At 62.3% G+C, this 23,944-nt stretch carries 25 protein-coding genes and 3 pseudogenes; 14 read left to right on the forward strand and 14 right to left on the reverse strand.

The genetic code is table 11. From position 1 onward, the window contains the following. Positions 1–70 precede the first annotated feature (70 nt). Together LOY51_RS10845 and LOY51_RS10850 are read right to left on the reverse strand one after the other, a co-directional pair. Entirely contained in the window at positions 71–2,374 is a 2,304-nt protein-coding gene (locus tag LOY51_RS10845; protein WP_125858270.1) for a WD40 repeat domain-containing protein, read from the reverse strand. Between the two features lie 265 nt (positions 2,375–2,639). After that, entirely contained in the window at positions 2,640–3,866 is a 1,227-nt protein-coding gene (locus LOY51_RS10850) for an MFS transporter (RefSeq protein ID WP_125463643.1), read from the reverse strand. 219 nt (positions 3,867–4,085) lie between these two features. Between LOY51_RS10850 and LOY51_RS10855 the strand changes: the two are divergent. Together LOY51_RS10855 and LOY51_RS10860 are read left to right on the forward strand one after the other, a co-directional pair. Beyond that, a pseudogene (locus tag LOY51_RS10855) lies at positions 4,086–4,523 on the forward strand (GNAT family N-acetyltransferase); the annotation flags it as partial. 18 nt (positions 4,524–4,541) lie between these two features. Further along, a complete protein-coding gene (locus LOY51_RS10860; RefSeq protein WP_189654565.1) occupies positions 4,542–5,021 on the forward strand; it encodes a GNAT family N-acetyltransferase in 480 nt (159 codons plus the stop codon). Positions 5,022–5,063: 42 nt separating this feature from the next. Here the strand turns inward: LOY51_RS10860 and LOY51_RS10865 are convergent, their stop codons facing one another. The 4 genes from LOY51_RS10865 to LOY51_RS10880 all read right to left on the reverse strand — a co-directional run bounded on the left by LOY51_RS10865 (position 5,064) and on the right by LOY51_RS10880 (position 8,360). Continuing rightward, positions 5,064–5,447: a tautomerase family protein gene (locus tag LOY51_RS10865; RefSeq protein ID WP_125858271.1), complete on the reverse strand. Its 384-nt coding sequence runs from the start codon at positions 5,445–5,447 to the stop codon at positions 5,064–5,066. 70 nt (positions 5,448–5,517) lie between these two features. Beyond that, positions 5,518–7,122, reverse strand: coding sequence for a hypothetical protein (locus LOY51_RS10870; RefSeq protein ID WP_125858272.1), 1,605 nt, complete (start codon positions 7,120–7,122; stop codon positions 5,518–5,520). After that, the gene (locus tag LOY51_RS10875) at positions 7,112–7,726 is read right to left on the reverse strand and encodes a hypothetical protein (RefSeq protein WP_125463646.1); all 615 of its coding nucleotides are present in this window, start codon (positions 7,724–7,726) and stop codon (positions 7,112–7,114) included. Before LOY51_RS10875 ends, LOY51_RS10870 begins: the two co-directional genes overlap by 11 nt. Beyond that, entirely contained in the window at positions 7,710–8,360 is a 651-nt protein-coding gene (locus tag LOY51_RS10880) for a hypothetical protein (RefSeq protein WP_125463647.1), read from the reverse strand. Before LOY51_RS10880 ends, LOY51_RS10875 begins: the two co-directional genes overlap by 17 nt. 231 nt (positions 8,361–8,591) lie before the next feature. On the opposite strand from LOY51_RS10880, the gene LOY51_RS10885 reads away from it, so the two are divergent. Then, positions 8,592–8,792 carry a DUF1289 domain-containing protein gene (locus LOY51_RS10885; protein WP_110995230.1) on the forward strand — a complete coding sequence of 67 codons (201 nt, stop codon included), beginning with the start codon at positions 8,592–8,594 and terminating at the stop codon, positions 8,790–8,792. A gap of 8 nt (positions 8,793–8,800) precedes the next feature. On the opposite strand, the gene LOY51_RS10890 is transcribed toward LOY51_RS10885, so the two are convergent. Both LOY51_RS10890 and LOY51_RS10895 read right to left on the reverse strand, forming a co-directional pair. Next, positions 8,801–9,367 carry a DUF6630 family protein gene (locus LOY51_RS10890; protein WP_258646140.1) on the reverse strand — a complete coding sequence of 189 codons (567 nt, stop codon included), beginning with the start codon at positions 9,365–9,367 and terminating at the stop codon, positions 8,801–8,803. Between the two features lie 211 nt (positions 9,368–9,578). Beyond that, positions 9,579–10,025, reverse strand: a complete 447-nt coding sequence (locus LOY51_RS10895; protein WP_258646142.1) for a MarR family transcriptional regulator — start codon at positions 10,023–10,025, stop codon at positions 9,579–9,581. Positions 10,026–10,106: 81 nt separating this feature from the next. On the opposite strand from LOY51_RS10895, the gene LOY51_RS10900 reads away from it, so the two are divergent. From LOY51_RS10900 to LOY51_RS10935, 8 genes are all read left to right on the forward strand, one after another. Beyond that, entirely contained in the window at positions 10,107–11,273 is a 1,167-nt protein-coding gene (locus LOY51_RS10900; RefSeq protein ID WP_125858274.1) for an aminotransferase-like domain-containing protein, read from the forward strand. Positions 11,274–11,401: 128 nt separating this feature from the next. Beyond that, a complete protein-coding gene (locus tag LOY51_RS10905) occupies positions 11,402–11,806 on the forward strand; it encodes a hypothetical protein (protein WP_125858275.1) in 405 nt (134 codons plus the stop codon). 16 nt (positions 11,807–11,822) lie between these two features. Next, positions 11,823–12,167 carry a hypothetical protein gene (locus LOY51_RS10910; RefSeq protein ID WP_125463653.1) on the forward strand — a complete coding sequence of 115 codons (345 nt, stop codon included), beginning with the start codon at positions 11,823–11,825 and terminating at the stop codon, positions 12,165–12,167. An 807-nt stretch (positions 12,168–12,974) separates the two neighbouring features. After that, the gene (locus LOY51_RS10915; protein ID WP_125858276.1) at positions 12,975–13,232 is read left to right on the forward strand and encodes a hypothetical protein; all 258 of its coding nucleotides are present in this window, start codon (positions 12,975–12,977) and stop codon (positions 13,230–13,232) included. Between the two features lie 34 nt (positions 13,233–13,266). Continuing rightward, positions 13,267–13,554: a DUF3077 domain-containing protein gene (locus tag LOY51_RS10920; protein WP_125858277.1), complete on the forward strand. Its 288-nt coding sequence runs from the start codon at positions 13,267–13,269 to the stop codon at positions 13,552–13,554. Positions 13,555–13,666: 112 nt separating this feature from the next. After that, the gene (locus LOY51_RS10925; RefSeq protein WP_258646145.1) at positions 13,667–15,865 is read left to right on the forward strand and encodes an OsmC domain/YcaO domain-containing protein; all 2,199 of its coding nucleotides are present in this window, start codon (positions 13,667–13,669) and stop codon (positions 15,863–15,865) included. 104 nt (positions 15,866–15,969) lie between these two features. After that, positions 15,970–16,110, forward strand: coding sequence for a PA0050 family protein (locus LOY51_RS10930; protein WP_110995256.1), 141 nt, complete (start codon positions 15,970–15,972; stop codon positions 16,108–16,110). Between the two features lie 40 nt (positions 16,111–16,150). Then, positions 16,151–16,288, forward strand: coding sequence for a PA0050 family protein (locus tag LOY51_RS10935; protein ID WP_167409849.1), 138 nt, complete (start codon positions 16,151–16,153; stop codon positions 16,286–16,288). A gap of 230 nt (positions 16,289–16,518) precedes the next feature. Here LOY51_RS10935 and LOY51_RS10940 read toward each other — a convergent pair whose 3' ends face one another. From LOY51_RS10940 to LOY51_RS10950, 3 genes are read right to left on the reverse strand one after another with little or no spacing between them, the layout of a single operon-like run. Further along, positions 16,519–16,803, reverse strand: coding sequence for a hypothetical protein (locus LOY51_RS10940; protein WP_258646147.1), 285 nt, complete (start codon positions 16,801–16,803; stop codon positions 16,519–16,521). Further along, the gene (locus LOY51_RS10945) at positions 16,800–17,516 is read right to left on the reverse strand and encodes a DUF4225 domain-containing protein (protein WP_258646148.1); all 717 of its coding nucleotides are present in this window, start codon (positions 17,514–17,516) and stop codon (positions 16,800–16,802) included. The genes LOY51_RS10940 and LOY51_RS10945 overlap by 4 nt, the downstream gene beginning before the upstream one ends. Further along, on the reverse strand, positions 17,513–17,998 hold the full coding sequence (locus LOY51_RS10950) for an Hcp family type VI secretion system effector (RefSeq protein ID WP_258646149.1): 486 nt from the start codon (positions 17,996–17,998) through the stop codon (positions 17,513–17,515). Before LOY51_RS10950 ends, LOY51_RS10945 begins: the two co-directional genes overlap by 4 nt. Positions 17,999–18,363: 365 nt before the next feature. Here LOY51_RS10950 and LOY51_RS10955 point away from each other — a divergent pair. The 3 genes and pseudogenes from LOY51_RS10955 to LOY51_RS10965 form a co-directional block, all read left to right on the forward strand. Continuing rightward, positions 18,364–18,744, forward strand: a pseudogene (locus LOY51_RS10955) (DMT family transporter); the annotation flags it as partial. Between the two features lie 72 nt (positions 18,745–18,816). Next, positions 18,817–19,374 (forward strand): annotated as a pseudogene (locus LOY51_RS10960) (HD domain-containing protein); the annotation flags it as partial. Then, a complete protein-coding gene (locus LOY51_RS10965; RefSeq protein ID WP_228711102.1) occupies positions 19,372–19,884 on the forward strand; it encodes a GNAT family N-acetyltransferase in 513 nt (170 codons plus the stop codon). The pseudogene LOY51_RS10960 and the gene LOY51_RS10965, both read left to right, overlap by 3 nt. Before the next feature lie 132 nt (positions 19,885–20,016). On the opposite strand, the gene dsdC is transcribed toward LOY51_RS10965, so the two are convergent. The 3 genes from dsdC to LOY51_RS10980 form a co-directional block, all read right to left on the reverse strand. Further along, complete coding sequence (gene dsdC / locus LOY51_RS10970) at positions 20,017–20,958, reverse strand: DNA-binding transcriptional regulator DsdC (protein WP_258646150.1); 942 nt, start codon at positions 20,956–20,958, stop codon at positions 20,017–20,019. A 12-nt stretch (positions 20,959–20,970) separates the two neighbouring features. Further along, positions 20,971–22,305: a D-serine ammonia-lyase gene (dsdA, locus tag LOY51_RS10975; RefSeq protein ID WP_258646151.1), complete on the reverse strand. Its 1,335-nt coding sequence runs from the start codon at positions 22,303–22,305 to the stop codon at positions 20,971–20,973. Between the two features lie 125 nt (positions 22,306–22,430). Next, complete coding sequence (locus LOY51_RS10980; RefSeq protein WP_258646152.1) at positions 22,431–23,933, reverse strand: MDR family MFS transporter; 1,503 nt, start codon at positions 23,931–23,933, stop codon at positions 22,431–22,433. Positions 23,934–23,944 lie beyond the last annotated feature (11 nt).

A 23,944-nucleotide genomic window follows, 5' to 3' on the forward strand; every position in this document is an offset into this window, starting at 1 on the left:
GTTGTAAATGAGCATTCCGAGGCTGTTTTCAACGCAGCATCACCGAGTATCAAGGCTTTTCACACAGAGCCTAGGGTGCAGTGACTGTTTCTGCGAGTACTTCGTTCAACAAGCCTGGAATCCAGCTGACGTCCCGGCACGTTTGAAGACTCAGACGGTGTGCGGTATTCCCGGCACTGTAAAGGTGCACCGCATTATTGGTTTCAATGGCGGAGGTGTCGAAGCGGCCTTTATCGTCGATCACCGTCCATGCGCCGCTTTTCTCGAAGATCAACCGAGCCACGGGCGCAGCTTGCCCGATTTTCCAGATATTCACTGCGCCTGAACTGGAAAGCCCGGCGAACAAGTTATCGTTGAGCGCTGTGATGGTTCCGACTGCGCCGTCCGCCTTGTAATCGATGTGGGCGTGGGCTGGCAAAGCCACTTTTGCGGCGTGAGGCGTTGGTAGTGACGTCACGTGCACCGTCGCGCCATCGGCATAAATGAGCGACTGCCCATCGGCGGAAAAGGCGAAGCCATCGCCCAGTGCTCTTTCACGTGTGATTGTTTTTACCAACCTGTTTTTACGCCAGTCCCAGACTTCAATGTTCGGGTCGCGGGTGAAGGCGATCCATGGATGAGTCGGGGAAAATTCAATCATGGTCGTGACGTCGGGAATGACTGTCTTGAAGGTGCTTTTTCCGGTGCGGGCATCGAAAACCTGCAAATCAGGTGGCTGGAATCGAGCAATGGATTGTTGATCTGCGCTGATTGCCATGGCTGAAACAGCGCCGCGCAATGACAGCGTCTTCTTGGCGGCACCTGTGAAATCCACTTCGTAGAGCGTGGTGTTGGTGGAAAGCAGAACGCTGTTCAGTTCGGACGCGGTTGCATTTTCCCCGATAGTGTCGGACCACGCCTCCACGGCCGTTTTGATTCGCTCAAGGTCCTCTTCTGTGACAGACGCCATCAGCAATCCTGAGCTTTCGCCCAAGGTCGCGACTGACAAGCCTTTGCTGTTCGCGGGTAGACGCACTGGTTCATCCGTGCCGTTTTGGTTTCCGAAAGACCAGTTCCCGTCAGACCGTTCGTAAATACGCAGGGTGGTATCGGGTGCCATCCACGCCGCATGGGTCGCAACTACGTCGACGGGCTTGCTGAACGGGGTGATCTTGCGTTCTTTGATGCTGAGTGAGTAATCGAATTTCTGGCCACTCAGGAAGAGCCGGCCCGGTGGCTGGGGAACAAGCGAAGGAATCTGCAGGCGGCCCTGGACGCGCTGTGCAACGGCGCCGTCTTTACTCACCGAGGCGATCTCGAGTCCCTCATTTCCCGGCATCCGCAGCAGGCGAGGGCTACCATCTTCTCCAAGGGCAAGGATTTCTTTCGATAGTGTTTCATTGATGACTTTGCCGGCCTGAACATCAACGACAAACGAATGCAACTCACCCAATTGCGAAATGACGAGGAATCGCCCCTGCTCACTGAGCGTGAAGCGTGGGAATGCAAAGGGGGCAAGTTTTACGCGATGGGTTTCTTCACCGCTGCGTGCATTGACGATGTGAAGATAGCCCGCTTCATCCATCCATGCGCCGACACTGCCTGACCGGTCCAGTATCACGGAATCCTGCGGCGTGACACTCAATTCGGTGCGCCACAACACAGCATTGTCTTGTGCGCTCACCATGAGCAGGGCGTAGTTCGTGGTGGTTACTTCATTACCGCTCAGTACGTCCTCCACGCCTGGGGGCTGCTCTGCAATCATGGTTTTTGTGAGGACCAACGCCTGGTTGTGCAGTGTGGCCGAGGCTATCAGTGTTGTCCCGGACAGGGTTTCAAACTTACCGGAGGGTTCCAGATTTTTCGAAAACCATTCTATCGTTCCGCGCGGCACGGCAAACTGGGTCAGCGCGGCGCCGCCATTGACGGGGCAGTCGAAGCCCAGTATCGGAGAGAGCCCGGCTGCGCCAGGTTTGGTCACGACTTCGCCCGTGTCCGGATTGAGCAGCCGCAGTGTGCCTGAGTCGCTGCCCGCCACCAGAAGCCGGCTCTTATCGATGAAACACAATTGCTGCAGGCGCTCCTGCGGGAACGACCAGCGCCGAACAGCGTCACCTGTGGCCAGGTCTCTCACAGTAATATCCATGACCGCGCCATAACCGTCGTCAGCGTCGGTGGCCAGCAGGGTGCTGTCTGTTGAAATGGCAAGGTGCCCGCCCAAGGTGCCGGGCTCTTCTACCAGCAACGGGTTTTTGCATGCTGAATCTTGTGCAGAAACGTCGAGCGAGAGGCATGCGCCACAGGCGATAAATAAAGCGATGTGTAGCAATGGCCGGCGGCGGGGACACTGGGGGGGGAGCCAAAAGTCTTTCCACCACGCAAGCCTGATATTCATGACCCTCTCCAACCCTGTTGCTCGTTTCAGCGTGGCGTTGCGATCTGCGCTCAAGTGCTCGACGCAGTAAGGTCAAGGACTGAATGTGTTCCTTGTCGGGAGGTCAGTGCAGAGCGCTACCAACTTAAGAGGTTAGGTGAGCGGGTCACAGGGTCAACTGATTCAATTGAAATAACACGGCTTGAATCGAGTGCGTTCAGGTGAGCCGAGAGTAGCCCCGTACAGACGACCAGACGAGGCTACGTGTCCGTTGGTATTGGTACGGTCAGCCGGGCTGGGCCGCCAGGCTGTTGCTGACATTACGCCCCAGCACCAGCACCGTGACGAGTCCGCAGCCCACCAGCGCCGTGGCCAGGCTCAACAGCACCGAGCTGCCCAACTGGTCGACGATCCGCCCGCCAAAGAACGAGCCCAGCGCGATGATCACCTGGAACATGGCGACGAACAGCGGCATGCCGCGTTCGACATCCTTGGGCGCCACCACGAACATCCAGATGCTGGCGCAGGCCGGGAAAGCGCCGAAGGCGAAGCCCCAGAGCGCGATCAGCATTGCCGCGCCGGTCATGCCGGTGGCGAAGTAGGGGAACAGCGCGGTGCTGATGGCGATCATCAGTGCCACCAGCATCAGCGTATGGCGTACGCTGCGGTTGGCGGCGAAGCCGGCGAACAGGTTGCCCAGCACTCCGGCCACGCCATAGAGCAGCAGCAACGAGCCAATGGTCGGCCCATCGAAGCCGGCACTCTGTTTGAAGAACGGCGCGACATAGGTGTACGCGGCAAAGTGCGCCAGGCCAATCAGCAGTACCGCGATCAAGCCCACCCGTGCCTGTGGGTTGATGAACAGGGCCGGCAGGTCGCTGATGCGGATGGCGCGGTCCGGGTTGAGCCGCGGCAGCAGGAAGACCTGCGCCAGCAGCACCGGCACGCCCACCAGCGCGGTGGCCAGGAAGGTCATGCGCCAGCCCATCAGGCCGCTCAGCCAGGTACCGACGGGCACGCCCAGCACGGTGGCCAGGGTCACACCGACCATGATGATCGAGGTGGCCTGGGCCACGCCCACGCCCTTGGGCGCAAGGCGGCCGCTGAGGGCAATGGCAGTGGCCCAGAAGCCACCGATGCTGATGCCCAGCAACACGCGGCCGAACAGCAGCAGGCTGAAGTCGCTGGCGTAGGCCACGACGGCGTTGGCGATGATCATGACCAGGGTCAGGCCGATCAGCAGGTAGCGGCGGTCCAGGGCGCCGATGCCCACCGACAGCAAGGGGGCGGCGAGGGCGGCCATGATCCCCGGCAGGGTCACCATCAATCCGGCCTGGCCGGCGCTGATGCCGAGGTCGCTGGCGACATCGTTGAGTACGCCCACCGGGAGAAACTCGCTGGTCACCAGGGCGAAGGCGCCCACGGCGACCGAGAGAATCGCCAGCCACTGCTGGCTGACGCTCTGTTGATCATGTTCGGGAAGGCCCTGAGGGGCCTGGCTGGCGCTTGGCATGGTGTTGGGTTCCAAGAGGGAAGGTCGCCTGAAGGCAGGCGCGGGAAGCGGGGAGGCAATTGGGAGGCGATTATAAGAGTCGGTTTCGGCAAGCCGACAGGCGGGGCCTTCGATAGTAATCATCAGTGCAATCGATAAGACACGCCGGGACGCCGTACGCGACCGGGCAATGAGTTGCTATGCTGCCGGCCTCATCGGCAACGACAAGGACGTTTGGAGATGACCGCAACCCTGCGTCAGGCTTCGCCTGGTGATATCGAGCTGCTGTTCGATATCCGCACCAGCGTGAAACAGAATCACCTCTCCCGTGAACAACTGCATGCCATGGGCATCACGGCGGCCACACTCGCTGACGCCATCGGCAGTGGCCCCTGCGCCTGGGTTGCCGAATGGTGCCGGGAGCCTGCCGGATTTGCCATGGTCGATCACGATGAAGGGGAGGTGTTCGCCCTGTTCGTGCGCCCCCAGCACGAAGGCAAGGGCTTGGGGCGCTTGCTGTTGCAGCGGGCGGAACAAGCGCTGTTCCAGCGCCACGAGCGGATCCACCTGACTACCGACGGCAATGAAGTCATTCGGGCGAATGGCTTCTACCGGCGATTGGGGTGGACCTGCGTCGAGGCGGTCGATGACCGGGATGTGCGCTATGAGAAGCGTCGCGTGGAGGGCGGGGTGGGAATGGAGATTCGCCTGACGACGACGCAGGATTGGCAGCGCTTGAAGCAGGTGCGGCTTGCCGCGCTTCTGGATAGCCCAACAGCCTTTGGCGTGAGTTACCAGACTGTCGCCCGCTACAGCGATGAACAGTGGCAGCAACGTGCCTCATCGACGGGCACGGCGTTCTGGTTGGCCGTCCTTGGCGAGGCGCCGCTGGGGATGGTCGGGGCTGCGGTCAGTGACGCCGGGCGCTTCAACCTGATTGGCATGTGGATCGAGCCTACGGCACGGGGCAGTGGCGCTGCGGCCCGCCTGGTCGAGGCGGTCAAGGCCCGTGCCCTGGAACGTGGTCATGACCGTGTCTTTCTCGATGTCGCGCCGGAGAATGCCCGGGCGGTGGGGTTCTATTTGAGGCAGGGCTTTGTCTTCCTCGACGAATGGGAAGCGCTGGAGAGTCATCCGCAGATCAAGGTGCAGACAATGGTCTGGATTGCCGGGTGATGATGCAGGGCTCTGCCTCGGTGAGCGCAAAGCTCGACTTGGTCATACGGCGTACTGCGCGACCCCATGGCCGAACGACCAGTTCTCCTTGCGCACCTCGACCAGGTTGATGAACACATCCTCCATGCGCACCCCCGCCTGCTGGTTGAGCCCTTCGGCAATGGCCAGGTACAGCGCCTGCTTCTGCTCGACGGTGCGGCCTTCACTGAGGGTGATTTGGATGAACACCTGGCAGTCCGAGCGCTGGATGCCCAGGTATTGCGGGTCGTTCACCAGGCGGTCATGGTCATGCTCGGTCAGGACCTGGAAATTATCGTGGTCGGGGACGTTGATGGTGCGCTTCATGCTGGCATAAACGACCTCGCCGATTTTGCGCACATGGTTGCGGTCGGGGTGCCTTTTGATATCGATACGGACCAGAGGCATGGTGGGCTCCTTGCGAAGGATCATGGAAGAGCGAGGGCCGCCAGCGCGAGAGAGGGCGGCGCAAGGGCCCTCAGTCGGTGGGATAAATGTTCCAGGAAACGCTGTATTCAAGGGGGGCGGTAGCGGTCTTGTCTTTTTTCCTCGAACTGAGCGACAAGCTCGCTTCGCTGTAACCGGTCAGGTTTTCGAACGTCAAGCGGCGCTTGGGAGGATCGGGTTTTTCATCCGAGGTGATCTTGACGCCCTTGGCGTCACACAGCTTTTTAAAATCACCAGCAGTGGCCTCGTACACCTTGATCGCTTCTTGAAGGCTGTCGCCCGAGTAGAGCGTGACAGCCGCGAATGGGTTGGTTGCCTGCTGGTACAGGGTTACATCCGCAGCCCCGGGGACGGCGATCGTCGAATGGAACACGTTGTCGTTGAACCCTGGGTTTACAGGGGCCGCCGCGATGTCAGCGAAGTTTTTCTTCGCGGCCATACCGATTCGCACCAATGCCGAAGCCATCTGTTCAGGTGCACTCGAACCAAGGTTGTTCCAATTGTTATTGCAGTTTGGCATGGCTACTTTAGTGCCAAGGTAGCTGGCGGATACCAGTGCATTCTTGTCGAAAGGAATCTCCCAGGAAAAGCCTGAACGCTGGTTCGGGTCGTAGGAGGCGAACGTATAGGTCCCTGAAAGGACGCCTTTCGAACGGGGTGGAATCTCAACCGAACTGTAAGCGGCATCCGATATGACGTAGTCCTCATAACGATCGTCTGCACCTTTGGGGTAGCTGCCGGAGAGCACAATCAAGTTGATGGCCACGGTGTACGGTGCGGTATTGGTAATGGTGTAGTTGTACTTCTTGTGGATGCGAAAGTTCTCATCGGTTTCTATGGTGTCATCGCTCACATCCATCCTGGTGTTCATCGCGATTGCGTTGACCGCCGTCTGTGTCGTACGGGTGATCGCGTTGCAAAGTGTCATACTCCAGGCCCGTTCATCGCTGATATCGTTCGGGCCCAGCAGTTTCAGCACGGCGGCCCGTGCCTGTTCGGCGCGTTCGCCCTGTTGATCGGAGGCGGTAATCCAGGTGTGCATGGCACGTATCAGGCCGAACTGCACGGCCAGTGCTCGCTCGCGCTTGTCGAGGTGCCCGGACAAGGTCTTCGAGGCAACATCCTGCTGTTCGGCATGGGCGCCAAGCTGCTTGAACAGACGCGCCGTCGCCAGTAGCTCTTTCCCACCCGCGCCCGTCTTGTCAGACAGCGAGACCCCCATGATCTGGGTTTCAAGCGTCGCCGTGGCCGACAGCATATCTGCCTGGCATTCAAAGGCCTTGCGGGACGGGTCGGCAGGGGAAACGTCGGGGATGTCGTGGCTTTGCGCAACATGAACCAGTTCGTGGAGCATCACGAAGCGCAGTGCGGACTGGACCTGGTTCTCTGGCAGGTCGCGGGTGAAGTGTGCAAGGAAGTCCTTGCCGACCAGGATGTTGCCATCGACCCCCGTGGCTATCTGGTTGCCCTCGACCTTTTGCAGTGACGTCGCCGGGATGTGCCAGCGCTGCTCGGCCAGCTGCTTCATTTCGTCGAACACAGCGTCGATGGGCTCGCTGCGCGCGCTAGTCGATACAGCCAGTGCGCAGAGCAGGCAAATGCACTGGACGAGCGCGAATGGTCTTTCAAGGCGCATGGCTCAACCTCTCCCCAGGGCGTGTTGGCGCGGCCAGGCCATAGGCAATGGAGATGACGGCGCAGGCCAGGGCGCACCAAATGACCAGGAATATGACGACCAGCGAAGCAAAGCGGGCGATCAGCGCAGTGGGGGCGTACATGCGCTCGGTGACCCCGGCATAATCGGCCAGCAGCTCGGAGCATGTGGGTGTCTGCGACGCGTCGAATGTCGCCAGGTAGCTCAACAAGTCTGCTGTCGGTGACAGGCCGATCACCAGGCGTACTTCCTGGGTGTATTGGCAGGTCCAAAGCGAGCGCAGGATCATGAACGAGAAGAAGGCCAGCAGGAACAGCCCGCCACTGACAAGGGCCAGGCGAGTCCAGAACGGCCTGGCTTTGCGCTCGCTCGCCCGGTAGGCGAACAGGGTGATGAACCCGGTGATCAGGGCGACCAATACATTGGCGCAGGCCAGCACCGTGCTGTCGAGGTCGGAGACGGATGAGAGCTTGATGGCGAAGCTGAAGTTCGCGCAGAAGGTAACGGCAATCCAGGTTGATACGGCCAGAATCGGCTTCCACAGCGCTTTTACATCCGGCGGCGAGGGGTCAGAAGTTCGAGACATCTATTCTCACCTCCTCGGTGGGTTTGGACGACAGACCGATCAGGAGGTCTCGGCTAAGCAGGAGTGTTTTCCCCTTGTACAGTTGCAGCCGATAGCGCCCGGGCGGCATGGGTAGGGTCGCCTGGTTGGTTTCCGAGGCAAAAGGGAAGCGCGCATGGCTTTTCTGCGTGGCGTCGCGAAAGGGGTTGCAGGTCACTGTGTAACCCGGCTCATCTTTGTCGCCGCGAATGGTGACGACGCTGACCGTTACCAGCATCGGCCTGTCGAAGGGGGAGAAGCCGGAGGTGCTGAACAGGAACTGGCGTTTCAGCTCGGCGTCCTGTCGGACCGCGCTCATGACTTCAATGGCGTCTTTGCGGTCGTGGGCACCAAGCGCACGGGAAAGCTGCTCTCGATAGGCCTCTATCGATGCATTGAACGCTGTGGGAAGGGGGGCCTCACGGCCATTGAACTCTTTGACGATCGCGTCAAAGGCGCTTGAGGTCTTGTCGATTTCGGCCTGAAGCGCGTCGTTGTCCGCGCTGTTCTGGTCTGACAATTGAGCCAGCAACGGATAGAGCGAAGCGAACGCTTCTGTGCCGAAACTGGAAGCGTGGCCAATAGGGATGCAGAGAAATGCATAGAGCACTGCCATGGCAAACGAACGGGCTATGCCGCTTCGTGTTGGTGTGTGTCCTGTAGGCACTTTTACTCCTCCACTGGTCAGGGAGCAGTCATGCGTCTTCTCAGCGTAGGCGAGCCGGTCTTGCCGTCAACTGGTGCCCGGGGGCTCCCCGCTGTACGCAACAGGCTGTCGGCCTGGGCCAGGGCAGGTGGCAGGCCGGCGCTTCTGGCGTATCATCCGCGCCCGCAACCGGAGCAGCCCATGGCCAAAGACATCGACAACCCCTGCGTCTCGCTGTGCCAGCTCAACAGCGAGCTGTGCGTAAGCTGTGGCCGCACCCGCGAAGAAATCCGCAAATGGCGCGGCATGAAGCGCCCGGAGAAGATGGCGACGGTGCAGCGCGCCGCCACCCGGATGAAGGCCATCGTCAAGAAAAACGCTAAACGCCAGGCAAACGAATAGCGCCGCGTTCAGAAGCTTTCCAGGCCCGCCTCGATGCCGGCCTGCTGCGCCAGTTCGATCATGCTGTCGACCTGGTCGGCCGCGACGATGCAGCCCACGTACTCGTCGCCGCCGGTGTCCAGTTGCAGGAAGCGTTTGCCCTGGCCGGCCAGCCAATGGTCAAAGCCGCTTAGTACCTGGGCCATGGTCTGAGTGCCGTTGTGTTCATAGACATAGTCCTCGGTGATACCGCTGGCCTTGACCAGGTGAGGGGCCAAGTACTCGAAACTGTCGAAACCGTTCCAGTCCACGGCCAGCAGCGCCCGCTGTTCAAGCGGCAAGGCCTTGTCCGGGGCCAGCAGGGCCAGGCTCAGCGCGCTGGCCGGCTCCTCGCCCTGGCCGTAAATGCGTAGCACCCGCCTGACCAGCCGGGCGCGCTCCTGCTCGGGCAGGTGCGCCAGCAGGGCTTGGGTGAAGGCCTTGAGGCCTGGGCGGTAGGGGTGCAGCTCGCGCATGATCGCCGCGTCGCTGAGCGTCGGCTCATCCGGTGGCGGCTGGGTGAAACGGCCGCCGAACAAACGGTCGAAAAGTCCCATTCTGTGTCCTGTGCGCTCCATTGACGGGCTCAACAGAGCATAGCCACTACCATGCACCAAGGCAGGCGCCGGTACTTTCACAGGAATAATTGGCCCGAAACAAACTGTGGGAGCGGCGAACCGCCGCTCCCACAGTTTGTTTCGGGCCAGTTATGCCTGGGCCATCACCGCTGTCCGCCTTGTTGGCATGGCATGAAGTCGCGGTCATCTCTCAATCAGTCGACAGCGGGTTCCCGGCCAGTGCCTGGTTGACCGCCAGCCAGCCATTGACCGCCGCTTCCCCGGCCTCGGCAAACACCCGCTCCAGCAGCTTCACCTGCTCACGGCGCAGGGCATGCTCCAGGCGCGCGCCTTCTTCGGTCAACTGCAACAGGCGCATGCGCTTGTCGGCCTCGGACGGCAGGCTGTCCACCAAACGCATTTCCATCAGCTGGCGCAGCGGCATGTTCAACGCCTGCTTGCTCACCCCGAGCACGGCCAGCAGTTCCTTGACGCTCAGGTTCGGGTAACGGGCGATGAAAAACACGATCCGCTGGTGCACCCGGCCCAGGCCCCGGCGTTCGAGCATTTCGTCAGCCTTGGCGGTGAACGCCTGGTAGCCGAAGAAGAACGCCTCCATGGCTTGTTGCTGTGAAGTTGGGTTCTTAAGGTCAATCATGTTGACTTATCCGTGAAGGTCGTCGTAATTTCGGTCAAGCAGTTTGACTTATTTCCTCCACGCCCCGCTACCGGTGATCCCATGGCCTTTTCTGAACGTGTCACGCGCTTAAAGAGTTCCCTGATCCGTGAAATCCTAGCCGCGGCCCAGCGCCCGGAGGTGATGTCGTTCGCCGGCGGCCTGCCGGCCGAGGCCATGTTGCCCAAGGTGGTGTGGGATGAAATGCCGGTCGCCATGGGCCAGTACGGCATGAGCGAGGGCGAGCCGGCCCTGCGCGAGGCCTTGGCGGCCGAGGCGCGGGCGTTGGGTATCGATTGCCAGGCCAGCCAGGTGCTGGTGGTCAGCGGCTCGCAGCAGGCGCTGGACCTGGCGGCCAAGCTGTACCTGGACAAGGGCACCGAAGTGCTGCTGGAAGCCCCGACCTACCTGGCCGCGCTGCAGATCTTCCAGCTCTTCGGCGCCGATTGCCTGGCCGTGCCGATGCAAGCCGACGGGCCGGACCTGGCCGCCTTGCGCCAGCGTCTGCAACAGCATCGCCCGGCGTTCATCTACCTGATCCCGACTTTCCAGAACCCGTCCGGCCTGCGCTACAGCGAGGCCAAGCGCGACGCCGTGGCAGCATTGCTGGACGAGTTCGGCGTCACCTTGATCGAAGACGAGCCTTACCGCGAACTGAGTTTCGACGGTGGCAGCGCCTCACCCATCGTCAGCCGCCTGCGCAAGGCCAGCTGGATCTACACCGGCACCGTGTCGAAAACCCTGCTGCCGGGGTTGCGGGTCGGCTACTTGATTGCCAGCCCTGATCTGTTCCCGTACCTGCTACGGCTCAAACAGGCCGCCGACCTGCACACCAACCGTGTCGGCCAGTGGCAGGTGCTGCAGTGGTTGGGCAGCGAGCAGCATCGGCAGCACCTGGGGACCCTGCGTGACTACTACCGCGAGCGCCGCGATGCGTTCCAGGCCGCGCTGCAAACGCACTTTGCCGACCTTGCCGACTGGCAGCAGCCCGAGGGCGGGCTGTTCTTCTGGCTGACCCTCAAGCAGCCGCTGGATACCCGCACCTTGCTGGCGGCTGCATTGGCGGTGGATGTGGCGTTCATGCCGGGCGAGCCGTTCTTCCCAGAGCCGGACCAGCATCATGGGCATTTGCGGCTGAACTTCAGCCATGTGGCGCCGGGGCAGTTGGAGGAAGGGTTGCGACGCCTGGCGCAGGTGGTGCGCGAGGGGCGGCGGGCGAGGGCGGCTTGAATCTTCGCTGACGCTAATGGTCTCGTGGGAGCGGGCTTGCCCCGCGATAGAGTGTTGCACTTGCCATCAGGCATTTCTCGACCATCCTTCTTCCTGGCGCCTCCCACGCTGCCCAAGGAGATTCACGGATGTTCAAGCATCGCTTCGTCCCCGCCATGCTGCTGGGCGCATTGGCCCTGGCCCTCACGGCGTGCAGCAGCATCGACGCCCGCACCACCGAATACGTCGGTGCGCCGCACCCGGCGCCAACCCTGCCGGGCAACGTGGAGATCCTGCGCAGCGAGCCGACCCGGCCCCATGTGCGCTTGGGCGAGATCGTGGTCGATGCCGGTACCGATGGGGCGGCTTCGGTCAGCGAAATCGAGCAGAAGTTGCGCAGCGAGGCTGCAAGCATTGGTGGCGATGCCGTTGTGGTGGTGTATGACCGCATCCAGCCGGTAGCGGCTTATGTCAGCGGGCCGTTGTGGGACCGCGATATTCGCTCCATCGAGGGGCGCAAGTTGAAGGGCATCGTCATTCGCTATAACCGCTGAATCGGGAGCGCGGACCATGCGCAGGCTGTGGCGAAAGTACCTCGACCTGCTTGAGGCCGACCTGAGCACCAAAGTCTTCGACAACTTCAAGAACTTGCTGGTGTGCGCGTTGCTGTTTGCGGCGGGGACCGAGGCTATTCATGGCAATCAGCAGGTTTTGCTGGGGCTGTGGGTTTCCAGCTTTACCGGGTGGGGGTTGATCCTGGTGTCGGCGTTGTTGTTGCTGCTCAATGTCAGCGATACCTTGCATCGGTTGGCCAAATTGCCTTATCACACGGTGTTGCAGGTGATCTTGTGCGTGCTTTATCTGGTGCTGGCTTCGCGAGTGGTTGAGATTGTGTGGAGTTTTCGGGCGGAGTAAGTCTTGAGTCTGGCGCAGCGTCATCAGCGCGCACCTCTGAATCGAGGTGAACCAACAAGGCGGACCAGGTGATGGCACAGGAAAGACTGGCCCGAAACAAACTGTGGGAGCGGGTTTACCCGCGAAGCGCCGCGCGGGCGGCGCTCGATCTCATAGGCGCTGCAAAAACACCGGCAGGCACCTTGTGGCCCTCACCCAATATTCCGACATGCACTTGGTAGCCATAACCGAGTCCTCATTAATCAGGCCCAGTGCTGTGATGTCCGGTCGCCCGCCGTGGGATCGCATGTGGGCCACCATGTGCAAGCCGAAAGATCTGCAGCGTTCTCAAGATCGAGCTCCGCCCGCGCGGCGCTTCGCGGGTAAACCCGCTCCCACAGTTTGTTTCGGGCCAGTCTTTCCTGTGCCATTACCTGGTCCGCCTTGTTGGTACGACGCGGAATCGCGGTGCGCGCTGACGGCCCCATGTCCTACATGAATGAATCGGATTTTCCCTCTTCTGCGTAGGTCCTTTCCGAAGCATGCTTCCAAGGCTTTTGCGCCATCGAACTGAGGTCTAGTCTCGCCCAGCCGCTGCAAATTCAGCGGCCGGGTCTGCAAGCCCGTGCGGGACAACTAGATCAGCAACACCATCAGTCTTCGGCTTCTGGCACCTGACTGTGCTTTATGGTGGCTGCGTGCGGGTGACCTTCGGGTCAGCCGGGCTTTCTCTAGTTGCCCCGGTCTTGCAGGCCCGTACGTAGCCGCCACCTCTTCACCTGCAAGTGATCGGTGGCGGTCCGATAAGCGCAACTAGAGACTGTCGCCATGCTCAAAATCGTCCCCGACCCACCCCATTCCCCCGATATCCCCCAATACCTCGAAGACACCCTGGTCGAAGCCATGGAGCACGCCCTGTGCGGCCTGGCCGTGGCCCATCAATCCCTCACCTACCTGCCCCGATCACCGGCCACCATCATGCTGATGACCGTGATGCACGAACTCGAAGCCCTGCGCACCCTGATGGATTGCGCGCTGGCCCAGTTGCAGCGCAGGGCACAGCCCAGCGAGCACAGCTTGCACTGAGCGCCTGCACTCAACCCCCAATCGAGGCATTCACATGAAAAACGACTTACCCGAAGGCATCGGCAAACTCGGCTACACCGTCGGCTCGGCCACTTGCATCGCGGGCGTGGGCGAGGGCAAGCGGCTGTTTCGCGTAGAGCCCGGCAACTGCGCCGACCACGCCCTGGAGCAAGCCAGCGAACTGCTGGACAGCGCCCGCCGGGCGTCATTCATCGGCGTGATGGACAACGACCCGGTGCTGGTCTGGGCCGGGTATTTTCTCGGCGACCTGGCCAAGGCCCTGATGGATGACGCACACATGGGCATGCGCAAAGCCCCATGAGCGGACGGCCGGGGGGCCCGTTACCGGTCGCCCGGCGGCATGCCAAGACATTCGCTGCCGAATCCCGGATAATACCCGCCATTTTCCGCCCCGCTTCCTGGTACCCCCTCGCATGGAAATCAAGGTCAATTTTCTCGACAACCTCCGTCTCGAAGCCAAGTTCGACGACTTCACGGTGATCGCCGACCAGCCGATCCGCTACAAAGGCGATGGCTCGGCCCCGGGGCCGTTCGACTATTTCCTGGCGTCCTCGGCGCTGTGCGCGGCGTACTTCGTCAAGCTGTACTGCCAGACCCGCGACATCCCCACCGAGAACATCCGCCTGTCGCAGAACAACATCGTCGACCCGGAGAACCGCTACAACCAGATCTTCAAGATCCAGGTCGAGCTGCCCGAAGACATCAGCGACAAGGACCGCCAGGGCATCCTGCGCTCCATCGACCGCTGCACCGTGAAGAAAGTGGTGCAGACCGGCCCCGAGTTCATCATCGAACAGGTCGACAACCTCGACGCCGACGCCCAGGCGCTGCTGATGCCGGTGTCGGACAGCACCACCTACATCCCCGGCAAGGACCTGCCGCTGGAGCAGACCATCGCCAACATGTCGGCGATCCTCGCCAACCTGGGGATGAAGATCGAGATCGCTTCGTGGCGCAACATCGTGCCTAACGTGTGGTCGCTGCACGTGCGCGACGCGCAGTCGCCGATGTGCTTCACCAACGGCAAGGGCGCCACCAAGGAAGCCGCGCTGGCTTCGGCGCTGGGCGAGTTCATCGAGCGCCTGAACTGCAACTTCTTCTACAACGACCAGTTCTGGGGCGAGGACATCGCCAACGCGCCGTTCGTGCACTACCCCAACGAGCAGTGGTTCAAGCCCGGGCCCAAGGACGCGCTGCCAGAAGAAATCCTCGACCAGCACTGCCTGGCGATCTTCAACCCCGACGGCGAGCTGCGCGGCTCGCACCTGTACGACACCAACTCGGGCAACAAGGAACGCGGCATCTGCTCGCTGCCGTTCGTGCGCCAGTCCGACGCTGAGACGGTGTACTTCCCGTCCAACCTGATCGAAAACCTGTACCTGAGCAACGGTATGAGCGCCGGCAACACCCTGGCCGAAGCCCAGGTGCAGTGCCTGTCGGAGATCTTCGAGCGGGCGGTCAAGCGCGAGATCCTCGAAGACGAGCTGTGCCTGCCGGACGTGCCGCAGGAGGTGCTGGCCAAGTACCCGGGTATCGTCGCCGGTATCCAGGGGCTGGAAGAGCAGGGCTTCCCGGTGCTGGTCAAGGACGCCTCGCTGGGCGGTGAATTCCCGGTGATGTGCGTGACCCTGATGAACCCGCGCACCGGCGGCGTGTTCGCCTCGTTCGGCGCCCACCCAAGCTTCGAAGTGGCGCTGGAGCGCAGCCTCACCGAACTGCTGCAGGGCCGCAGCTTCGAAGGCCTTAACGACCTGCCGCAGCCGACCTTCGACAGCCTGGCAGTGACCGAGCCGAACAACTTCGTCGAGCACTTCATCGACTCCAGTGGCGTGGTGTCGTGGCGCTTCTTCGGCGCCAAGCCCGACTACGAATTCGTCGAGTGGGACTTCAGCGGCCATGGCGAGGACTCCAACGTACAAGAGGCCGACACCTTGTTCGGCATCCTCCAGGACATGGGCAAGGAAGTGTACATGGCCGTCTACGACAACCTCGGCGCCACCGCCTGCCGCATTCTGGTGCCCGGCTACTCGGAGATCTACCCGGTCGAGGACCTGATCTGGGACAACACCAACCGCGCGCTGGGTTTCCGCGCCGACATCCTCAACCTGCACAGCCTAGACAACCGCTCGCTGAAGCTGCTGCTCAAGCGCCTGGACAATGCCGAGGTGGATGACTACACCACCATCACCACGCTGATCGGCGTGGAGTTCGACGACAACACGGTGTGGGGCCAGCTGACCATCCTCGAGCTGAAGCTGCTGATCCAGCTGGCGGTGCAGCGCTTCGAAGAGGCCAAGGAACTGGTGGAAATGTTCCTGCAGTTCAACGACAACACCGTTGAGCGCGGGCTGTTCTACCAGGCGCTGAACGTGGTGCTGGAGGTGGTGCTGGACGACGAGTTGCAGATGGAAGATTACGAGCACAACTTCCGTCGCATGTTCGGCAACGAGCGCATGGACGCGGTGCTGGGCTCGGTGGATGGCAGCGTGCGTTTCCACGGCCTGACCCCGACCAGCATGAAGCTCGAAGGCCTGGACCGCCACCTGCGCCTGGTGGAGAGCTACAAGAAGCTGCATGCGGCGCGGGCGAAGGCGGCTGGGTTGCAGGGCTGATCAGCGAAAGCTGGCGCGATCGCCGGGTTTGGTCTTAGCTGTCCCGGGGCCGGCGGTTCATGCGCCGGCATCCCGAAGGACAGACTAGGACCAAGGAGGTCATGTTGAAAGGCAAATTGCTGGCGGCATCGCTGCTGCTGTGGATGTGCTCGATGACGGCGTACGCCGATTGCGCGGTGCTGGGGCCGCAACCGGACCCTTGCGCGGGGCCTGTGCTCGGCCCCACCGAGTGCGTCTGCCCCTGAGGCAAACAAGGAATGTTCGAAAAAGACCAGGAGGTCGAAAATGAAGAAGGTGCTGTTGGCTGTGCTGTTTTCCCTGGGCTTCTCGCTGACCGCCCAGGCCTCGTGCCCGGTGTTCGGGCCGGGTAAGGATCCGTGTGCAGGGCCGGTATTCGGGCCATCTACCTGCCAGTGCCCGTGAGTTTTGCATTGTAGGAATGGGGCTGCTTCGCAGCCCTTTTCTGTTCCTTAAGGGCACCGAAGCAACGCCCCTGCCGACAGTGCTACATCGGTATGCCCTAAATTTTTTTAAACTTCACGATAGCCTTTCCTGGTCGGTCCCTCCATGCATCTCATCCTTCATGGAACCATCTTGCATTCCCATGAAACGCCACCATAGCTCCTGCTATTCAGCCTTGGCAAAACTTGGGATCAATCAACCCTTCGCGAAGTAAAAGCCCAAATGTGGAACAAGACCATTGCCGCAGTAAGGACAACCACAAACCAGAAACCGAAATCAGTTATCGAGTTGTGGGAGAAACGGATGAGCCCATCTCCACCCATTAGTTCAATATAAACACCCCCCATAAATGCATTGAAAAATAGCGAGCCTAAAAATTGCAAAAATCTATCCGGGTTCTTGAAAACAAATTTATTCAGCAGCAAGCTGATTGCGACATCACATATTGCAAAAAGCCCAAGAAGAAGTAAGTTCACTTTCTGTACTCATCCACCCATTGATTAATTGTCAGGCCGGATGTGAGGAACTCGAATAAAAGCCCTCCCTTACCTAATTGTCTTAGTTTTCGTTCTTTGTCAGCATCCATGTATCGATATAGCCGCCATGCATCTCGTCTTGGAACCTTTCGCCACAACGCCCGCCCCGAAAGGAAAAGATCCGCCGTGTAGTACGCGAGATTGCCTTCCTGCTCGCTATACCCCAGGCTCTTGGCTGCATCCTGATAGAGCTCCCTCACAGGCCCGACCACATCGGTTCGACCTTCGTAGAGACCCCGGGCATTTTCGTAAAGGTTGTTACCTCCATGCATGATCAACGGAGCCCCGTGAATCACGCATGTGGAACCAAGACTCCCTATGCAGTTCCCTAACCCCTCAGCAAATTGCGAGGCGCCGCCAGCCATGCCTCCCAACTGGGTAAATATCCGCAACGCTTGCGAATGGAGACTCTTCTTCTCGGCCTGAATCCGCTCAAGCCCTTGCTCCGGGGTGATGCGTCGCTCGTACACATCGTCCATCACCCGCCGCGCGTAATAAGCCAGTTCACGATTGAACTGCATCCGCAACCGCCGATCGCTCAGGTGTTTAGCACTAATCCCACAGCCATAGCTGATCAACCGAGACGCCGCCGCATTCACCTCCCAATACGCCTCATCCAGCCGCTCACCATATTCTTCGTCACGCTGGCTCATAACTCCTCACCCCAGCTGGCGTACCCGGTGGTACCGGCGGCGTGATGAATCCAGCTGATGGCCCGATAGCTGATAAGCAGCCGCTCCTCGGCGTCCTGGTCGGTCAAGAGCACCGCATGCGGCACATCCAGCTCCTGTCCGACGATCACCGCGCCCTCAAGCCTCACGGAGAAGTACTTCTCCCGATGGCCTGCCGGATGAATGCGGTACAGCTGGATATCGCAGTCGAGCACTTCCCGGCTGTCCACGGCCTGGGCCAGCAAGGGCGTGGACTTGTCGATGAGCTTGGTGACCTCAACGGGGTGGTGGATGCCGCGCTGGGTGTTGTCCGGGTTGGAAATGCCGTGGCTGAACGACATCACCATGATCTCGTCCTGGTGCGCGATCTGGCACCTGTTGCCGATGGACGCCTGGGTATTGCAGCCTGACGAAATCAAACCTTGCCGCTTGCCGGTGATGCTCATGTATCCGTTGAAAGCCATGGGCTGCACTCCTTGTGGGGAAAGGATCGCAGCCTACGAAAACGCTCACGGCGTGTATGCCGGACGCTTCTGAAATATCCGGCCTTTGCAGAGCGCTTTGTTTATTGAGCTTGGATGCTACGGGTGATTGGCCGTGGCCGAACAAGCCTCAGCAATCTTGCGCCAGCCACAAATCCTGGGGCCGCTGCGCGCCCCTATCGCGACACAAGGCCGCTCCTACCAGAGGGGGCGTTTATCTGGCCAAGGGCTATGTCGCTCCCCGCCACCGCGCACGTCGCATTCAGACAAGCACGCGTCTTTGCCAATCTGCTCCCGCCACCGGCAAAACCGAATAATTGATCCATCGGTCAACCCTGCACCACGGGCTGGCAGTGGCCAACCGCCGTCGCCCGGCGGGCATGAACGCCCTGCAGGTGTCGTTCTGGCAGAACCTGGTGGTGGCGATCGTCGTGGCGCCGCTTGCCTTCAGCCACCTGGCCACCAGCAGCCTGAGCGCCTCGGACTGGATCAACCTGGCGCTGCTGGGGGTGTTCTGCACCGGGCTTTCGCAGTTCCTGTTCGTCAAGAGCCTGGACGGGCTCCAGGCGCGCACCGCGGGCATGATCATCGCCCTGGAGCCGGTGTACGCCATCGCCTGCGCCTGGTGGCTGTTCGGCGAACAGCCGTCGCTGCGCATGGCGGCGGGCGCGGCGCTGATCGTGCTGGCCACGGTATTCTGCGCCTGGCGCAAGGCACCGAGCCACTGAGCCGGCAACACCCTCTACCTGCCCGGGCGCGCATGGTTTATGGTGCCAGGCTGCAATCTGGAGGGTAACGACATGGACATCGACAAACTGCACGGCCGCCTGGAGTTCCTGCGCCAGGCGGAGCAGCTCAAAAGCGTGCTCAGAAGCGCGCACACTTCGTCCGGGCGGGCCGAGAGCACCGCCGAGCACACCTGGCGCCTGTGCCTGATGGCCATGACCTTCGCCGACGAACTGGCCGGCCTGGACCTGCTCAAGGTGCTCAGGATGTGTGTCATCCATGACCTGGGCGAAGCCATCCATGGTGATGTCCCGGCCATCAGCAAGCATGCGTTCCCCGACAAGAGCGAGCAGGAACGCACCGACCTGAAGACGCTGCTGTCCAGCCTGGACGCGCCGCTGCAGGCCGAGCTGCTGGCGCTGTGGGAAGACTACGAAGCCGCGGCCTCGCCGGAAGCCCAGGCGGTGAAGGCGCTGGACAAACTCGAAACCCTGCTGCAGCACAACCAGGGCCGCAACCCGCCGGATTTCGACTACGCCTTCAACCTGAGCTACGGCAAGCACTACACAGCGGCCACCCCGCTGTTCGCGGCGCTGCGCCAGCTGATCGACGCCGACACCCGCAGCAACCTGCACTCGAACCTCAACATCCGTGACGAGCAGCCCGGCGATATCGACGCCATCAGCCGGCTGACCGAGGCGGCTTTCGCCAACGCCGAACATAGCAGCCACACCGAGCAGTTCATCGTCACGGCGCTACGCAAGGCCGGGCAGCTCACGGTGTCGCTGGTTGCCGAGGAGGGTGGGGCGCTGGTCGGCCATGTCGCCATTTCCCCGGTGACGATTACATCCGGCGCCAACGGTTGGTTCGGCCTGGGGCCGATTTCCGTGGCGCCGTCGCGCCAGGGCCAGGGCATTGGCACGGCGTTGATGCAGGCCGCGTTGGCCGAGCTGCGGCGCCAGGGTGGCCAGGGCTGTGTGGTGCTGGGTGATCCGGCCTACTACGGGCGTTTCGGCTTCAAGGCCGAGCCGGCGCTGGTGCTGCCGGGTGTGCCGGCGGAGTACTTCCAGGCCCTCACCCTGGCCGGGCCGATACCCAGCGGCCAGGTGAGCTATCACCCGGCGTTCGAAGCACAGGCCTGAGCGCGCCCGCGTAGGGTGGCACGGGCTTCGCCCGTGTTCGCGGGGCAAGCCCGCTCCCACAGGGATCGCGCTAGCTTTAGCAGTTGAGTAAGACAGTTGCTCCTACAAAGAACATGCAATGCCTGCGAGCGATCAGCCGCTTCCCATGGCCGTTTGCTGCAACCACTCGATCAGCACCTGCAACCGCCGTGGCATCGGCTCGTGGGGCGGGTGCACCAGGTAATAGCCGCAGCGATCCGCCGCTACGAAGTCGCCAAACGGCAATATCAGGTCGCCGTTGGCGATACGTGCCTTGACCAACTGTTCACGGCCAATGGCGATGCCGGCATGGTTCACCGCAGCCAGGCTGCACAGGTCGGAGCGGTCGAAGGTGAGGAAGCGCGCCGGCAGCGGTACATCCAGCGCCATGCGCTGCAACCACGCGCGCCATTCGGCATCGTGCGCCGCGTTGTCCCAGGCCGCGACATCGTGCAGCAAGGTACAGCCGCCCAACCCCTGGATGCCGCCCTGCAGCCCATGGCGCCGGGCGTATTCGGGCGAGCACACCGGCGCGATCCGCTCCGCCATCAGCGGCGTGCTGACCAACCCCGGGTAATGCCCGTCCGAATAGCACAGCGCCAGGTCGACCTTGCGGGTGCGGTAGTCGATGCTCTCGTTGCCGACGCGGATGTCCAGCTGGATATCCGGGTACTGCATCGTGAACTCGGCCAGCCGCGGCACCAGCCAGCACTGCGCCACCGAGGGCCGCACATACAAGGTCAGTTGCCCTGCCACCTGGCCATGGGCACGCTCGCGTACGGCTTCAGACAGCGCATCCATGGTGCGCTGCATGATCTGGAACACGCGCTCACCGTCCTCGGTAAGCGTGACCCTGCGCGGCAAACGGTGGAACAGCTTGAGCGCCAGCTGCTGCTCCAGCCGGCCGATCCGATGGCTCACCGCGCTGGCGGTCAGGCACAGCTCGTCGGCCGCCCGGGCAAAACTCAGGTGCCGGGCCGCAACCAGAAAGGTGTGCAGGTTGGCCAGGTGCGCGCCATTGAGTTTCGGCGCGAGCAGGTGGGCGGGGGCGGGCATGGGCGCTCCTGTTCAGCTTCGCGCTTTGGCGAGGTAAGCGGCATATTCGTCGGCAGGCACCATGCTGCCGCCGGTGCCCCATACCAGGTGCGTGGCCCTGGCCATGCGCGCAGGCGTCAAGCCGTTGCGCTCCAGGTAATCCGCTGCGCCCAGCACCTGTAGCAGCCCCGGCACGCCGGCCAGCGCCGAGGGTTCCAGGCGCGCCTGCTCAAGGTCGTGGGCCAGGGCCAGCAGGCGATACAGTTCTTCATCGGTGACGGTGAAGTAGCCATCGATCAGCCGCTGCATGGCCTTGCCGACGAACCCGGAAGGCCGGCCCACCGCCAGGCCATCGGCGGCGGTGAGGTTGTCGATGCCGAAGTCCTGCACGCTGACCGCGTCGTGCAGCCCGGTGTACACCCCCAGCAGCATGCACGGCGAATGGGTCGGTTCGGCGAACAGGCAATGCACATGGTCACCGAATACCAGCTTCAAGCCGAATGCCACGCCGCCAGGCCCGCCGCCCACGCCGCAGGGCAGGTAGACGAACAGCGGGTGTTCGGCATCCACGCAGATTTGCGCTAGTGCGAACTGCCTGGCCAGGCGCTCGGCGGCCACGGCGTAGCCAAGGAACAGGTGCGGCGAGTTCTCGTCGTCGACGAAGTAGCAGGCCGGGTCAGCTTCGGCTTGTTGGCGCCCTTGCTCCACCGCCACGCTGTAGTCCGAGGCGTATTCGATCACCGTCACGCCATGGCTGCGCAGCTTGTCCTTCTTCCACTGACGGGCATCGGCCGACATATGCACGGTCGCCTGGAAGCCCAGCCGGGCGCTCATGATGCCGATGGACAGGCCCAGGTTGCCGGTGGAGCCGACGGCCACCTTGTACTGCCCGAAGAACGCCCGCGCCTGGTCACTGGCCAGCGCCCGGTAGTCGCTGTCCAGGGTGATCAGCCCGGCAGCCAGCGCCAGGTCCTCGGCATGCTTGAGCACTTCGTGGATACCGCCGCGAGCCTTGATCGAGCCGGAGATCGGCAGCTCGCTGTCGGCCTTGAGCCACAATGCGCCGCTGGGCGGCAGGCCGGCCTCCTGCTGCAGGGCGCGCTGCAGGTTGGGCAGCGGCCGGATCGGCGACTCGATGATGCCGCCGCTGGCCGCCGTGTCCGGGAACACCGTGGCCAGGTAGGGCGCGAAGCGCGCGAGCCGGGCGCTGGCGGCGGCAACGTCGGCGGCGTCCAGGCCGACATCGTGCAGCGCCTGGGCGGCCGGGGCGATGCCGGGGTTGAACCAGCGGGTCGGCTGCAAGGCCACCAGTTCGCGGATCAGGGGGTGGCTCTGGCACCAGGCTTCAAGCGTTTTTCCGAGAATCATGAGTAGTTCCTGGGTTGTTCCGTGCGAGGTGTCGTTGTTTTCGCGCATTAGAGCGTAGCGCCACGGGGCCGGACAAACGATCGATCGTCAGGCCATGCATGACCGGGTGTCATGTGTCGCGGTGGTCAAGCCAGTGCCTTGCGCAACGGCACTTCACGCAGCAGCCAGCTCAGCGCGAACGCCAGGCAGGTGATCAGGCAGGCCACGAGGAACACCCCATGCATCGCCCCGGAGAAGGCGACGAGGTAGGCCTGTTGCAGGGGCGCGGCCAGGGCATGCACCTGCTCGGGTGACAGGCTGGTCGGCGCCGGGGTGTCGGCCGGGAACGCCTGTGCCAGGCGTTCGAGCAGCGCATGGGAGAACAGCGCGCCGAACACTGACACGCCGATGGCGCCGCCGATCGAGCGGAACAGCGTCGCCCCCGAGGTGGCCACGCCCATATGGCGCGGCTCGACGCTGTTCTGCACGGCCAGCACCAGCACTTGCATGACCATCCCCAGGCCCGCGCCGAGCAAGCCCATGTACAGGTTCATCACCGCCATCGGCGTGTGCTCGTCGAGCCGGCTGAGCAAGGCCAGGGCAATCGCCTGCAGCAAGGTGCCGAGGATCGGGAACATCCGGTAGCGCCCCCAGCGGCTGATCAGCCGCCCGGTGATGGCCGACACCACCAGCAGTCCGCCCATCAGCGGCAGCATCTGCAGCCCGGCACTGGTCGGCGTTGCGTTTTTCACCACCTGCAGGTACAGCGGCAGGAAGGTCACCGAGCCGAACAGCGACATGCCGACGATGAAGCCGATCAGCCCGGCCAGGGCGAAGGTGCGGTGACGGAACAGGTGCAGTGGCATGATCGGCTCGGCGGCACGGCGCTGTTCATGGATGAAGCCCACCAGGCCGATCAGCGCGAACAGCGACAGGCACAGGATGTCGAGGGAGCCCCACGCCAGCAGGTTGCCGCCAAGGCTGGTGATCAGCACCACGCAGGCCAGGGTCAGGGTGAGGAAGCACGCGCCAAGGTAGTCGATCACATGCTTCACCCGCGCCACGTGCGGGCGGAACACGCTGCCGATCACCAGCAGCGCCAGCAGGCCCAGGGGCAGGTTGATGTAGAAGATCCAGCGCCACGACAGCTGCTCGACCAGAAAGCCACCGATCAGCGGCCCGACCACCGTGGCCAGGCCGAACACGCCGCCGAACAGGCCCTGGTAGCGACCCCGCTCGGCGGGTGGGATCACATCGCCGATGGCGGCCATCGCCACTACCATCAGCCCGCCACCGCCCAACCCTTGCAAGGCGCGCAGCAGCACCAGCTCGGTCATGTTCTGGGCCACGCCGCACAGTGCCGAGCCCGCCAGAAACAGCACGATGGCCACCTGCAACACGCGCTTGCGGCCATACAGGTCGCCGAACTTGCCGTACAGCGGCACCACCACGGTGGAGGCCAGCAGGTAGGCGGTGACCACCCAGGACAACCAGCGCAGCCCGCCCAGTTCGCTGACGATTGTGGGCAGGGCGGTGGAGACGATGGTCTGGTCCAGTGCGGCGAGGAACATCACCAGCAGCAGGGCGCCGAGCAGCAAGGGAATCGGCGGGTGGGCATCGTGTTCGAGGGCAGTGGATGGGGTTGTCATGGGTTGGCCTG

The organism is Pseudomonas sichuanensis, assembly GCF_024749065.1.
Taxonomy (GTDB): Bacteria; Pseudomonadota; Gammaproteobacteria; order Pseudomonadales; family Pseudomonadaceae; genus Aquipseudomonas; species Aquipseudomonas sichuanensis.